9 protein-coding genes and 1 pseudogene are annotated in these 13,315 nt (G+C 56.4%); 7 read left to right on the forward strand and 3 right to left on the reverse strand.

The window, feature by feature from the left end:
- Nucleotides 1-660 precede the first annotated feature (660 nt).
- The 6 genes from tig (at nt 661) to AAEZ06_RS20845 (ending at nt 9,190) form a co-directional block, all read left to right on the forward strand.
- Nucleotides 661-1,971 carry a trigger factor gene (tig, locus tag AAEZ06_RS20820; protein ID WP_149414019.1) on the forward strand — a complete coding sequence of 437 codons (1,311 nt, stop codon included), beginning with the start codon at nt 661-663 and terminating at the stop codon, nt 1,969-1,971.
- A 92-nt stretch (nt 1,972-2,063) separates the two neighbouring features.
- The gene (gene clpP, locus AAEZ06_RS20825; protein ID WP_133100316.1) at nt 2,064-2,705 is read left to right on the forward strand and encodes an ATP-dependent Clp endopeptidase proteolytic subunit ClpP; all 642 of its coding nucleotides are present in this window, start codon (nt 2,064-2,066) and stop codon (nt 2,703-2,705) included.
- 106 nt (nt 2,706-2,811) lie between these two features.
- Complete coding sequence (clpX, locus tag AAEZ06_RS20830) at nt 2,812-4,095, forward strand: ATP-dependent Clp protease ATP-binding subunit ClpX (protein ID WP_133100315.1); 1,284 nt, start codon at nt 2,812-2,814, stop codon at nt 4,093-4,095.
- A gap of 177 nt (nt 4,096-4,272) precedes the next feature.
- Nucleotides 4,273-6,669 (forward strand): endopeptidase La, encoded by a 2,397-nt coding sequence (gene lon / locus AAEZ06_RS20835; RefSeq protein ID WP_149414018.1) that lies wholly within the window; start codon nt 4,273-4,275, stop codon nt 6,667-6,669.
- Nucleotides 6,670-6,815: 146 nt separating this feature from the next.
- Nucleotides 6,816-7,088, forward strand: coding sequence for an HU family DNA-binding protein (locus AAEZ06_RS20840; RefSeq protein ID WP_074759350.1), 273 nt, complete (start codon nt 6,816-6,818; stop codon nt 7,086-7,088).
- A 230-nt stretch (nt 7,089-7,318) separates the two neighbouring features.
- A complete protein-coding gene (locus AAEZ06_RS20845; protein ID WP_350615988.1) occupies nt 7,319-9,190 on the forward strand; it encodes a SurA N-terminal domain-containing protein in 1,872 nt (623 codons plus the stop codon).
- 65 nt (nt 9,191-9,255) lie between these two features.
- Here the strand turns inward: AAEZ06_RS20845 and nhaA are convergent, their stop codons facing one another.
- Nucleotides 9,256-10,611 (reverse strand): Na+/H+ antiporter NhaA, encoded by a 1,356-nt coding sequence (gene nhaA / locus AAEZ06_RS20850; RefSeq protein ID WP_350615990.1) that lies wholly within the window; start codon nt 10,609-10,611, stop codon nt 9,256-9,258.
- Between the two features lie 327 nt (nt 10,612-10,938).
- On the opposite strand from nhaA, the gene AAEZ06_RS20855 reads away from it, so the two are divergent.
- A complete protein-coding gene (locus AAEZ06_RS20855; RefSeq protein WP_350615992.1) occupies nt 10,939-11,769 on the forward strand; it encodes a DUF2242 domain-containing protein in 831 nt (276 codons plus the stop codon).
- A 6-nt stretch (nt 11,770-11,775) separates the two neighbouring features.
- Here the strand turns inward: AAEZ06_RS20855 and AAEZ06_RS20860 are convergent.
- Nucleotides 11,776-12,028 (reverse strand): annotated as a pseudogene (locus AAEZ06_RS20860) (transketolase-like TK C-terminal-containing protein); the annotation flags it as partial.
- A 245-nt stretch (nt 12,029-12,273) separates the two neighbouring features.
- A complete protein-coding gene (locus tag AAEZ06_RS20865; protein ID WP_350615994.1) occupies nt 12,274-13,314 on the reverse strand; it encodes an AraC family transcriptional regulator in 1,041 nt (346 codons plus the stop codon).
- Nucleotide 13,315: the final 1 nt, after the last annotated feature.

The following is a 13,315-nucleotide window of genomic DNA, read 5'->3' on the forward strand; positions in this document are numbered from 1 at the left end:
CGTAGCTCAGTTGGTAGAGCACGGGATTGTGACTCCCGTTGTCGAGGGTTCGATCCCCTTCGTCCACCCCATATTTAGAAAGCGCCAGATTAATAGTCTGGCGCTTTTTTTTATGCTGTTTTTTCTGCCTTTGTTGTTGCGCATTCTCGAAGTCAAGAAAAAAACAAGCATTCTCAATGCCTTGGCGTTAGAATCGCTGCCGGTTTTGAACGCATGGATCTGATCCGGTTACATCGGGGTCAGTGCAGCTATTTAATAGCAGATAACGGCGCAGCACCTGAAAAAGGGCTGTGCCGTTTTTGTTTAAGTGGCTTGAGTTTCAGCGTGGCCGCAGGTATTGGGCTGCAGGGATAGGGTGTTTCGTCGTATTTATGTTTCTCGATGATGCCGCTGTGTCCGCCGGTCCCGTTTGTGGGTCGGCTGTCAGGGAGCTGATCGACAATCGCTTCTATATATAGAAGTGTTGGCGCAGAGCCTTGGCGTGAAGGGATGTATTGCTAGCGGGGCGAGGTGCATTCCTGCATTCGCTCCTATAAATGGCCTGCTGTTTTTTTACCCGTTTTCAGTAGGGTGACTTCTTGAGTTTGACCCACTAGAATGCATGCCCTTGATTCTGGGGTCGGAAACGGCCGGCTAACGTCTGTGCAACGAGGAATATCCATGCAAGTTTCTGTTGAAAATACTTCTGCTCTTGAGCGCCGCATGAGCATCACCGTGCCGGCTGAACGCATCGAGACTCAGGTCAACAAGCGTCTGCAGCAGACTGCCCAAAAGGCCAAGATCGCTGGTTTCCGTCCAGGCAAAGTGCCGATGAGCGAAATCAAGCGCCGCTTTGGTGCTGATGCGCGCCAGGAAGCTGTAGGCGACGTAATCCAGTCCTCCTTTTACGAAGCGGTCGTCGAGCAAAAGTTGAACCCGGCTGGCGCGCCTTCCATCGAGCCTAAATCGCTGGAAGCGGGCAAGGATCTGGAATACGTTGCAGTTTTCGAAGTGTTCCCTGAGTTCACTGTTGCCGGTTTCGAATCCATCGCCATCGAGCGCCTCAGTGCTGAAGTGGCTGATTCGGATCTGGACAACATGCTGGAAATCCTGCGCAAGCAGAACACTCGCTTTGAAGTGGCCGATCGCGCCGCTCAGAACGAAGACCAGTTGAACATCGATTTCGTTGGCAAGGTTGACGGTGAAGTATTCGCTGGCGGCTCCGCCAAGGGTACTCAGCTGGTGCTGGGTTCCAACCGCATGATCCCTGGTTTCGAAGATGGTCTGGTTGGCGCTAAAGCCGGCGAAGAGCGTGTTCTGAACCTGACTTTCCCGGCTGACTATCAGAACCTCGACTTGGCTGGTAAAGCCGCCGAGTTCACCGTGACGGTCAACACCGTTTCCGAGCCTAAGCTGCCAGAACTGAACGAAGAGTTCTTCAATCAGTTCGGTATCAAGGAAACCGGTATCGAAGGCTTCCGCACCGAAGTTCGCAAGAACATGGAGCGTGAACTGCGTCAGGCTATCAAGTCCAAGGTCAAGAACCAGGTCATGGACGGTCTGCTGGCCGCCAACCCGATCGAAGTGCCTAAGGCTCTGCTGTCCAACGAAGTCGATCGTCTGCGCGTGCAGGCTGTTCAGCAGTTCGGTGGCAACATCAAGCCTGATCAACTGCCGGCCGAGCTGTTCGAAGAGCAAGCCAAGCGCCGTGTTGTGCTGGGCCTGGTTGTGGCTGAAGTGGTCAAGCAGTTCGACCTCAAGCCTGACGAAACCCGCGTTCGTGAGCTGATCCAGGAAATGGCCTCGGCTTACCAGGAACCTGAGCAGGTTGTGTCCTGGTACTACAAGAACGACCAGCAGCTGAACGAAGTGCGTTCGGTTGTGCTGGAAGAACAAGTTGTGGATACTGTTCTGCAGAAGGCTAGCGTGACCGATAAATCGGTCTCTTACGAAGAAGCAGTCAAGCCGGCGGAAGCAGCACAAGCCGACTGATTGTCCGACACGTTTGAAAATACACACATAAGCCAGCCTCGCGCTGGCTTATGTGTATTCAAGACATGACTATTTGGGAGTGACTGCAGGACATGTCCCGCAATTCTTATTATCAGCAGAGTTCTGACATCCAGGCCGCAGGCGGCCTGGTCCCGATGGTTATCGAGCAGTCCGCCCGTGGCGAACGCGCCTATGACATCTACTCGCGCCTCCTCAAGGAACGAGTGATCTTCCTGATTGGCCCGGTAGAAGACTACATGGCCAACCTGGTCGCGGCGCAACTGCTGTTCCTTGAAGCGGAAAATCCGGACAAGGACATCCATCTTTACATTAACTCGCCAGGTGGTTCGGTCACTGCGGGGATGTCGATCTATGACACCATGCAGTTCATCAAGCCTGACGTCTCCACTACCTGCATCGGCCAAGCCTGCAGCATGGGTGCTTTCCTGCTCGCCGGCGGCGCAGCGGGCAAGCGTTTCTGCCTGCCGAACTCGCGGATGATGATTCACCAGCCACTGGGTGGTTTCCAGGGGCAAGCGACCGATATCCTCATTCATGCCGAGGAAATCAAGAATATTCGTCTGCGCCTCAATACGTTGTTGGCCCATCACACAGGTCAAAGCCTCGAAACCATTGAGCGCGACACCGAACGTGATAACTTCATGAGTGCCGAGCGCGCAGCCGAATACGGGCTGATCGACTCGGTCATGCAGAAGCGTCACATGCCTGCCTAAGCAGCCCAAATGTAGGTGGTTGGTTTAACTGACCACCTGCGGACTTGAAAAAGCCCGCAATAGCCTTCATCTTGTGTTGCAAGCCTATCGGATTTGGATCGATCGAATGACTGACACCCGCAACGGCGAGGACAACGGCAAATTGCTCTATTGCTCCTTCTGTGGCAAAAGCCAGCATGAAGTGCGCAAATTGATTGCCGGCCCCTCGGTCTTTATCTGCGACGAATGCGTCGACCTGTGCAATGACATCATCCGTGAGGAGGTGCAGGAAGCCCAGGCCGAAAGCAGCGCGCATAAATTGCCTTCGCCTAAAGAAATCAGCGGCATCCTTGATCAGTATGTGATTGGTCAAGAGCGTGCAAAAAAGGTTTTGGCCGTAGCGGTGTACAACCACTACAAGCGGCTGAACCAGCGTGACAAAAAGAATGACGATGTCGAGCTCGGCAAAAGCAACATCTTGCTGATTGGTCCTACAGGTTCGGGTAAAACCCTGCTTGCAGAAACCTTGGCTCGCCTGCTGAACGTTCCCTTCACCATTGCCGATGCAACCACCCTCACCGAGGCTGGTTACGTAGGTGAGGATGTCGAGAACATTATTCAGAAGCTGCTGCAGAAATGCGATTACGACGTGGAAAAAGCCCAAATGGGCATTGTCTACATCGATGAAATCGACAAGATTTCGCGCAAATCCGACAACCCGTCGATTACCCGGGACGTTTCCGGTGAAGGCGTGCAGCAAGCACTGTTGAAACTGATTGAAGGCACGGTTGCTTCCGTTCCGCCACAAGGCGGCCGCAAGCATCCCCAGCAGGAATTCCTTCAGGTTGACACGCGCAATATCCTGTTCATCTGCGGCGGTGCGTTCTCCGGTCTGGAAAAGGTTATTCAAAGCCGTTCCACCCGTGGTGGCATTGGCTTCGGTGCAGAAGTGCGCAGTAAGGAAGAGGGCAAGAAAGTTGGTGAGTCCCTGCGTGAAGTCGAGCCTGACGATCTGGTCAAGTTCGGTCTGATCCCGGAATTCGTCGGTCGCCTGCCTGTCCTGGCGACCCTGGACGAGCTTGATGAGGCTGCATTGATGCAGATCCTCACCGAACCGAAAAACGCCCTGACCAAGCAGTACGCCAAGCTGTTCGAGATGGAAGGCGTGGACCTTGAGTTCCGTGCTGACGCGCTCAAATCGGTGGCCAAGCGGGCACTGGAGCGCAAGACAGGCGCTCGTGGTTTGCGTTCGATCCTCGAAGGTGTGTTGCTCGACACGATGTACGAAATCCCCTCGCAGTCCGAGGTGAGTAAAGTCGTGATCGACGAAAGCGTTATAGAAGGCAAGTCCAAGCCACTGTATATCTATGAAAACAGTGAGCCGGCTGCAAAGGCTGCACCTGACGCGTAAGTGTCGTCCTGCTGCAATAGAACCAGCTGTACAAAATAAGGGGGCCTTTGGGCCCCTTTGTTTTTACTGCGTTTAACTGCTGCCATTGAGCTTGTTTTTTTTGCAGGCAGCCCCCATCTTGGTTTCAGGCTACTTCCATCTGTTTACGGCCCCTTGGGCCGCCGTAGAGGCGAAATCATGAAGACAACCATCGAATTGCCTCTCCTGCCATTGCGTGATGTCGTTGTGTATCCGCACATGGTTATCCCGCTGTTCGTGGGGCGCGAGAAGTCGATCGAAGCCCTCGAGGCCGCGATGACGGGCGACAAGCAGATTCTGCTGCTGGCCCAGAGAAATCCTGCCGACGACGATCCGGGCGAAGAGGCCTTGTATCGCGTCGGTACCATTGCCACTGTTCTGCAACTGCTCAAGCTGCCTGACGGCACCGTCAAGGTGCTGGTCGAAGGTGAGCAGCGTGGTGCGGTCGAGCGCTTCATGGAGGTGGACGGCCATCTGCGCGCTGAAGTGGCGCTGATCGATGAAGTCGATGCACCCGAGCGCGAATCCGAAGTGTTCGTTCGCAGCTTGCTTTCCCAATTTGAACAATACGTACAGCTGGGCAAGAAAGTTCCGGCTGAAGTCCTGTCTTCCCTCAACAGTATTGATGAGCCAAGCCGCCTGGTGGACACCATGGCCGCGCACATGGCGCTGAAGATCGACCAGAAGCAGGACATCCTCGAAATTATCGATTTGTCTGCCAGGGTCGAGCATGTCCTGGCATTGCTGGATGCCGAAATCGACCTGTTGCAGGTTGAAAAGCGCATCCGTGGTCGGGTCAAGAAGCAAATGGAGCGCAGCCAGCGCGAGTACTACCTGAATGAGCAGATGAAGGCCATTCAGAAAGAGCTGGGTGACGGCGAAGAAGGCCACAACGAAATCGAAGAGCTGAAAAAGCGCATCGATGCTGCTGGCCTCCCGAAAGATGCCTTGACCAAGGCGACCGCCGAGCTGAACAAGCTCAAGCAGATGTCGCCGATGTCCGCTGAAGCCACCGTGGTACGTTCCTACATCGACTGGCTGGTCCAGGTGCCGTGGAAGGCCCAGACCAAAGTGCGTCTGGACCTGACTCGCGCCGAAGATATTCTCGACGCCGATCACTATGGCCTGGAAGAGGTCAAGGAACGCATCCTCGAATACCTCGCCGTGCAGAAGCGGGTGAAGAAAATTCGCGGGCCGGTGTTGTGTCTGGTCGGTCCTCCTGGTGTGGGTAAAACCTCCCTGGCTGAGTCCATTGCCCACGCAACAAACCGTAAATTTGTACGCATGGCCCTCGGCGGCGTGCGCGATGAAGCGGAAATTCGTGGTCATCGCCGTACTTACATCGGTTCGATGCCAGGAAGATTGATTCAAAAAATGACAAAAGTGGGTGTGCGCAACCCGCTGTTTCTGCTCGATGAAATCGACAAAATGGGCAGCGACATGCGTGGCGACCCGGCATCTGCCTTGCTGGAAGTGCTCGACCCTGAGCAGAACCACAATTTCAACGACCATTACCTGGAAGTCGACTATGACCTCTCCGATGTGATGTTCCTGTGCACCTCCAACTCCATGAATATCCCGCCAGCTTTGCTGGACCGGATGGAGGTGATTCGTCTGCCGGGCTACACCGAAGACGAGAAGATCAACATTGCCGTCAAATACCTTTCGCCCAAGCAGATTTCAGCCAACGGCTTGAAAAAAGGCGAGATCGAATTTGATGCTGAGGCAATCCGCGACATCATTCGCTACTACACCCGCGAGGCCGGTGTGCGGGGTCTTGAGCGTCAATTGGCGAAGATCTGTCGCAAGACGGTCAAGGAACATTCCCTGGAAAAACGCTTCTCGGTGAAGGTCACGGCTGAGTTGCTGGAACATTTCCTGGGTGTGCGTAAATTCCGTTATGGCCTGGCTGAGCAGCAGGATCAGATCGGCCAGGTTACGGGCCTTGCGTGGACTCAGGTGGGTGGCGAGTTGCTGACCATCGAGGCCGCTGTGGTACCGGGCAAGGGGCAATTGATCAAGACCGGTTCCCTTGGCGATGTGATGGTCGAGTCCATCACCGCTGCACTGACCGTTGTGCGCAGTCGTGCCAAGAGCCTGGGCATCCCCCTGGACTTCCATGAGAAGCGCGACACTCACATCCATATGCCGGAAGGGGCAACCCCCAAAGACGGCCCTAGCGCAGGCGTAGGCATGTGCACGGCCCTTGTTTCGGCATTGACCGGCATTCCAGTGCGCGCCGACGTGGCCATGACCGGGGAAATTACCCTTCGTGGCCAGGTGCTAGCCATTGGTGGCCTCAAGGAGAAATTGCTGGCTGCGCACCGTGGCGGGATCAAGACAGTGATTATTCCGGAAGAGAATGTTCGCGACTTGAAGGAAATTCCTGACAATATCAAGCAGGATCTTCAGATTAAACCGGTTAAATGGATTGACGAGGTCCTGCAAATTGCGCTGCAATACGCGCCGGAGCCCTTACCGGATGTGGCTCCGGAGATAGTTGCAAAGGACGAAAAGCGCGAAACTGACTCTAAGGAAAGAATTAGCACGCATTAATACGTTTAAGCTTGGGGGCTTCCTTGACAGCTTTTTAGAGCCCTTGTTATAAAGCGGCTCTTAAGTGTCTGTAGGCCATTCAGCACTGGTTTTTGCTTTCACCAAAAAACTTAGAATCATACTCAATAGATATAAGGGGACTTAGAGTGAACAAGTCGGAACTGATTGATGCTATCGCCGCATCTGCTGATATCCCGAAAGCCGCTGCTGGCCGGGCGCTGGACGCAGTAATCGAATCCGTCACTGGCGCTCTCAAGGCCGGCGACTCTGTGGTACTGGTTGGTTTCGGTACTTTCTCTGTGACCGATCGTCCAGCTCGCACTGGCCGTAACCCACAGACTGGCGAAGCCCTGAAAATCGCGGCAGCCAAAAAACCAGGTTTCAAAGCCGGTAAAGCTCTGAAAGAAGCCGTTAACTAAGCTTCGCTCAAGCTTTTGCCTATCCGGGTCACACGCAAGTCTGACCTGGCAGCGGAGCGGCACCAGACCCAGCTTATGTTGAGTCGCCACGCCGGGGGTGTGGGTTCTAACCCCCGACCGCTCCGCCAGTTACGAGAAGGCGCATCCTCGGATGCGCCTTTCTTCTATCCGGACTCTACCCACGCTCCACGGTTGCCTAATTTTGAAGTTCAACCGTTTCTGGGGGACGCATGCTGCAAAATATCAGGGACAATTCACAAGGCTGGATTGCCAAGACCATTATCGGGATCATCGTTGTATTGATGGCTTTCACCGGTATCGAGGCCATTTTTCAGGCCACGACCAACAGCCAGGATGCGGCCAAGGTCAATGGTGAAGAAATCAGTCAAAACGAGCTGAGCCAGGCCGTCGACACGCAACGTCGGCAGCTGATGCAACAGTTGGGCAAGGACTTTGACGCGTCCTTGCTGGATGAAAAAATGCTGCGCGACGCCGCGCTCAAAGGCCTGATCGATCGCAAGCTGCTGCTGCAAGGCGCGGCTGACTCGAAATTCGCTTTCTCGGAAGCTGCGCTGGATCAAGTAATCCTGCAGACGCCGGAATTCCAGGTCGATGGCAAGTTCAACGCTGAGCGTTTCGACCAGGTGATCCGTCAGCTGGGCTACAGCCGTATGCAATTTCGTCAGATGCTGACCCAGGAAATGCTTATCGGCCAAGTGCGTGCAGGTATTGCCGGCAGCGGTTTTGTAACCGATGCGCAGGTTTTGGCATTTGCTCGTCTGGAAAAACAGACCCGCGATTTCGCCACTGTAAGCGTCAAGGCCAACCCGGCGGCGGTGAAACTCACCGATGACGAGGTCAAGGCTTACTACGACCAGCACGCCAAAGAGTTCATGACACCGGATCAGGTGGTCATCGATTACCTGGAGTTGAAGAAGTCTTCCTTCTTTGACCAAGTCACCGTCAAGGACGATGAGCTGCAGGCGCAGTATCAGAAAGAAACCGCCAACCTCGCTGAACAGCGTCGCGCCGCGCATATTCTGATTGAAGTCAACGACAAGGTGAACGAGGCGCAAGCCCAGGCCAAGATCGAAGAAGTGCAGGCTCGCCTGGCCAAGGGCGAAAGCTTTGAAGCCCTGGCCAAGGAGTTTTCGCAGGACCCTGGTTCGGCCAGCAATGGCGGTGACTTGGGTTACGCAGGCCCGGGTGTCTACGATCCAGACTTCGAAACAGCCCTGTATGCCTTGAACAAGGATCAGGTTTCGGAGCCGGTACGTACCACCTTCGGCTGGCACTTGATCAAGCTGTTGGGTGTCGAAGCACCGCAAGTGCCATCGTTTGCCAGCCTGAAAGACAAGCTGACCCACGAAATCAAGACCCAGCAGGTTGAGCAGCGTTTCGTCGAAGCGACCAAGCAATTGGAAGACGCCGCGTTTGAGGCCTCCGATCTGGCTCAGCCGGCTTCGGACCTGAAACTGACCGTGCACACCTCAGCGCCATTTGGCCGCGAAGGTGGCGAAGGTGTTGCAGCAAACCGCGCAGTGGTAACCGCTGCTTTCAGCCCGGAAGTATTGGATGAAGGTGCCAACAGCACTGCCATCGAACTGGACCCGGAAACCATCGTGGTGCTGCGTGCCAAAGAGCATCGCAAGCCAGAACAGTTGCCGCTGGAAAGCGTTGCCACTGCCATCCGTGCACAGTTGACCAAGGAGCGCGCAAGCGCTGCGGCGAAGACTCATGCCGATGAGCTGATTGCCAGCCTGCGCGATGGCAAGTTGCCGCTGAATCAAGCGGTCGATGGTCAGGCATGGAAATTTACCGAAGCGGCCACCCGTGGCCAGGAAGGGATCGACCCAGCCGTGCTGCAGGCCTTGTTCCGCATGGCCAAGCCAGTCGCCAAGGACAAACCGACGTTCAGCGACGTGACGCTGTCTGACGGTAGCTTGGTGATTGTGCGTCTCAACGCCGTCAACGAAGCAGTTGCCCCGACGGACGAAGAGAAGGCGCAATATCGCCGCTTCCTCGCGTCCCGTGTTGGCCAGCAGGACTTCGCTGCCTATCGCAAGCAGTTGGAAGCCCAGGCTGACATCAAGAAGTTCTGATGTCGTTATCAGCCTGAATAAAAAGACCCCGGCCTGAAGAGGCCGGGGTCTTTTTTTATGGACCGTCAGTCGTTTCCATTCAGACGCTTGCCCGAGAACTTGAGCTTGCCCCAGGTCAGCCCAATCACCGCTGCCAGGGACGAAGCTGTCAGCACGCTCAGCTTGGCAGCCGACAGTAGCGTCGGATCAGAGAAGGCCAGCGAGGATATGAAAATGGACATGGTAAAACCAATTCCTGCCAGCAGGCCAACCAGGCCGACACCGTTCCAGGTCACGCCCTCAGGCAGTTTGCAGAGGTTCAGTTTAACCAGCACCACGCTCGCCAGTATTACCCCCAGCGGCTTGCCGAGTACCAGAGCCAGGATGACGCCCATGAACACACCGTGGGGTAGCGGATCGTCCAGGTTGAACCCTTGCAGACTCACTCCAGCGTTGGCCAGGGCGAATAGCGGCATGACCCCGAAGGCTACCCATGGGTGTAAACCCGCCTGAATGCGCTGCACCGGCGGTAACATCTCGCGCTGAGCCTGTCTCAACTGCCTCAACGGTTTGGCGACCTGATGCGCACCTTCAGCTGATTGCGAAAGTCGGTCAATCAGTTCATTAAACGTGCGCCCGATGGTGTCCAGAGGCCGTTCCGATGTAGGTCTGGAGCTGACGGGGGTGATCAGGCCAAGCATGACGCCCGCGAGCGTCGGGTGCACACCGGTCTTGAGCAGGCCAAACCAGACAATTGCTCCCGGCAGAACGTACACAATGGCCTTGCCTATGCCCATCTGCTGAAAAATCAGCACTAGCGCCAACCCGCAGGCCGCGATCACCAACCCCATGTAGTCCAGGCTGGCGGTGTAGAAGATGGCAATGATCAAGATAGCGACGATGTCATCAATGATTGCCAAGGCCAGCAACAGGATGCGCACGCCACCGGGAATTGACTTGCCCAACAGCGCGAGCACACCCACTGCGAACGCGATATCAGTGGCGGTGGGCACGGCCCAACCGCTGGCGGCCTCGGTACCGTGATTGAGCAGGGTATAAATGATCGCCGGCATCAGCACTCCACCCAGTGCAGCGCCTAACGGTAGGGTGGCCAGTTTCAGGTTGGCGAGTGCGCCGTCCTTTATTTCCTGGCGAATCTCGGCACCCACCACCAGGAAGAAGATGGTCATCAGCCCGTCGTTCACCAGGAAGTGCAATGAGCGTGAGACCGTGAAGTCCCCCAACCCAATAGTGAGTGGGGTATTCCAGAAATGTTCGTAGGAATCGGCGGCAGGGCTATTGGCCCAGATCAGCGCCACAATCGCTGCCAGCAGCAGCACGATACCGCTGACCGCTTCGATGCGTGAAAACCGCTCCAGCACAGACAGGGCGCCCTCAGTCAAAACCTGTGGGCGGGGAATAGCAGGGTGTTTATCAGGCACGACAAGTCTCCATTGGCGGCCCGACCAATGCTCATCCTTTAACCTACCCTGTGCTGTATGCAGCAGCGCACCCAGTGCGATCATAAGAGTTAACCGACACTGAGTCACGTTGCTGGTTAAACATCTGTTAAATGAAGCGTCGCCGTCAGGGCCATCAAGTCGCCATGCCTCGGCGAAGTTGCGGGTGTTTATCGACCCTATGGGCGAGCGCCTTTTTCCTGCAGACACCGTCCCGTAAGACTGTGACGTTTTACCGACAGGAATCCGCGCGCCAACGCCACGATCTGTTGCACAATACCGCCCTGACTGTTTTCCTCAGGATTTTCAATGTCGACATCATTTCACTTGCGTGCCCTCAGCGTGGCGCTGGTGCTGGCGGGCGCCGCGGGCTGCTCGTCGCCCAAGACCGCTATTTATGAACATGAGAATTTCGACGACTCCGGTACGTTTTCACGTGATTATCCGGTCAGTGATGTCGCGGCTTGCGAAGCGGCCAGGCGTGCCTTGCTAAGCCAGGGCTATATCATCACCAGCAGCGATCCGAAGCTGGTGGTCGGTAACAAGAGTTTCCAGCAGACCGGCGAAACCCACCTGCAGATTAGTTTCAACGTGGTGTGCGCCGACGATGGCAGTGCGAATCATCACTCGACGATGTTTGCCAACGCCCTGCAGGATCGCTATGCACTGAAGAAGGTCAATAACTCCGCAAGCCTGGGTGTGGGTGTGTTGGGATCGGTGTCGATGCCGATTGGCTCCACCGATGACTCGATGGTCAAGGTGGCCAGTGAGACAGTGTCTGCGCCCAAGTTTTATGACCGTTATTTCGCGCTGGTGGATGTTTTTCTGCCACAGGAAGTGAAAGAGGCCGCGCATATTCCTGAAAAACCCAAGGCCGAGCTGGGCGTGCCGGAGCCCAAGGCGGCACCGGCTGAGCCGGCCCCGGCGGCTGATAAGCCCCAGGTGCCCGCGCCCCTGGCTCCGGTAACGTCGCCCGCCCCTGCGGCAGAGCCCGAGGCATCGCAACCGTTGGCCCCGCCACCGGAAGCCGCGCCGATTGCACCAGAGCAAGCCCCTGAGCCAGCGGCACCGGTTGAAACTGCGCCAACGTTGCCTGCGCCGACAGAGTCCATTGAGCCCCTACCGACACCTGCACAGTAGTCTGAGCTAGACCGCTACGGGATTCGATTTGTTGACATCGATCCCGTAGCGGCTTATGGCCTCGCTGCCGCGGCTGCGACTGATCAGACCGTCGTCGGCCAAGGCCTTCAGCGCGGCCAGCGCGATGAAATGCCGACCCTCCTTGAAGAACTCCCGTAAAGCTTCCCGCGTATCGGATTGATCGAACCCTTTGGCGCCCAGGGGCGAACGTGCGGATCTGGTAGGCGAAGATTTTCATGTGGTCGGTGGCGACCATCACCGCAGACTGCTAAATCGCCAGAACGCGGCTACGTTTAATATTCAGGTGCAGGAACGTTATGGCCCGTACATTTTTTCGTCATGACGGCACTTTAGGCTGGTTGTGAAGGTCATTAAGCAACCACCGCGTTGAACTCAACAAGGAGCTGACAATGGACGATTACCAGGAAGAATTGCTGGAGTACCAGGCCTTTGAACTGGACCCGTTGGACCCGACCGATGACGCCACAGAGCTGTAACCGTACGTCAGGCTGAATGCCGCTGACTGCGGCGAAATTCCCCTGGGGTCTGGCTGTTCCAACGCTTGAACGCCCGTTGAAAGGCTTCGGCTGAGGCAAAACCGAGCAAGTAGGCGATTTCGCCGAACGCCAGTTCCGTATCGCGAATATAGGTCATGGCCAGGTCGCGGCGGGTATCGTTGAGAATCGCCCGAAACTGCGTGCCTTCTTCGGCCAGTTTGCGGCGCAAGGTCCAGGTTGGCAGCTTCAAGCGTGCCGCCACTTCTTCCAGGTTGGGTTCCCGACCGCCATTGAGCATCGGCCCGAGTAAACGGGTGATGCGCTCGCGCAGGCTGCGGGTGCGGGTCAACTGCTCCAATTCCCTTTCACACAGCTGCAACAGCGTTTGCCAGGTACTGGGGCAATGCGCGGGGTTGCGCAGTGCCAGGGTGTGTTGGCTCAGGCGCAGTTGATTGGCCTCGGCACCAAACTGAATCGGACAGTCTCCCAGCACGCTGTAGCGCGGACTGTAGTCGGGCGCCGCGAATTCGATCTCGATACGTTCGGCCCGCACCGGTTCTGCGCTCAGGCTCGACAGCTGATGCAGCCAGCCGGCGATGATCGAGTCCACCACAAAGCGGTTGTAGGCGTTGTAGGGGCTGATGGAGTAGAAACGCAACCACGCGCCCTGGGCGTCTTCATGAAAGCTGGACTGGCCACGGTAATTGGTGCCATACAACGCTTCGAAGCGGGTCAGCGTGCGGGCGGCCTCGCGTACGGTGGGCGCCTGGGCGGCGGTGACACCGGCCAACCCTGCCTGGCTCAAGCGACTGAGCTGGCCCATGCGCAAACCCAGGCTCGGATCGCCGGTCAACTGAATGGCCGCGTGGCCCAGGCGCATGTAGCGGGGGATCGACAAGCGAGCACCGGCCTCGCCAAGGCGTGCCGGGTCCAGGCCGTATTGCAGCAGCAGTGGTTGCGGGTCCAGGCCATGGCTGAGGATGGCGTCGGCCAGTGTGTGGACAAAGCCCACCGATAAATCCCCGAGGCGCATTGGCGCAGGCTTCATG

Origin of the sequence: Pseudomonas sp. HY7a-MNA-CIBAN-0227 (genome assembly GCF_040310325.1) — a bacterium.
Classification (GTDB): Bacteria; Pseudomonadota; Gammaproteobacteria; order Pseudomonadales; family Pseudomonadaceae; genus Aquipseudomonas.

Bases quoted from the DNA above. Each gene is read 5' to 3' on its own strand.
- tig (WP_149414019.1), top strand. From the start codon at position 661: ATGCAAGTTTCTGTTGAAAATACTTCTGCTCTTGAGCGCCGCATGAGC.
- clpP (WP_133100316.1), top strand. From the start codon at position 2,064: ATGTCCCGCAATTCTTATTATCAGCAGAGTTCTGACATCCAGGCCGCA.
- clpX (WP_133100315.1), top strand. From the start codon at position 2,812: ATGACTGACACCCGCAACGGCGAGGACAACGGCAAATTGCTCTATTGC.
- lon (WP_149414018.1), top strand. From the start codon at position 4,273: ATGAAGACAACCATCGAATTGCCTCTCCTGCCATTGCGTGATGTCGTT.
- AAEZ06_RS20845 (WP_350615988.1), top strand. From the start codon at position 7,319: ATGCTGCAAAATATCAGGGACAATTCACAAGGCTGGATTGCCAAGACC.
- AAEZ06_RS20855 (WP_350615992.1), top strand. From the start codon at position 10,939: ATGTCGACATCATTTCACTTGCGTGCCCTCAGCGTGGCGCTGGTGCTG.
- AAEZ06_RS20865 (WP_350615994.1), bottom strand. From the start codon at position 13,314: ATGAAGCCTGCGCCAATGCGCCTCGGGGATTTATCGGTGGGCTTTGTC.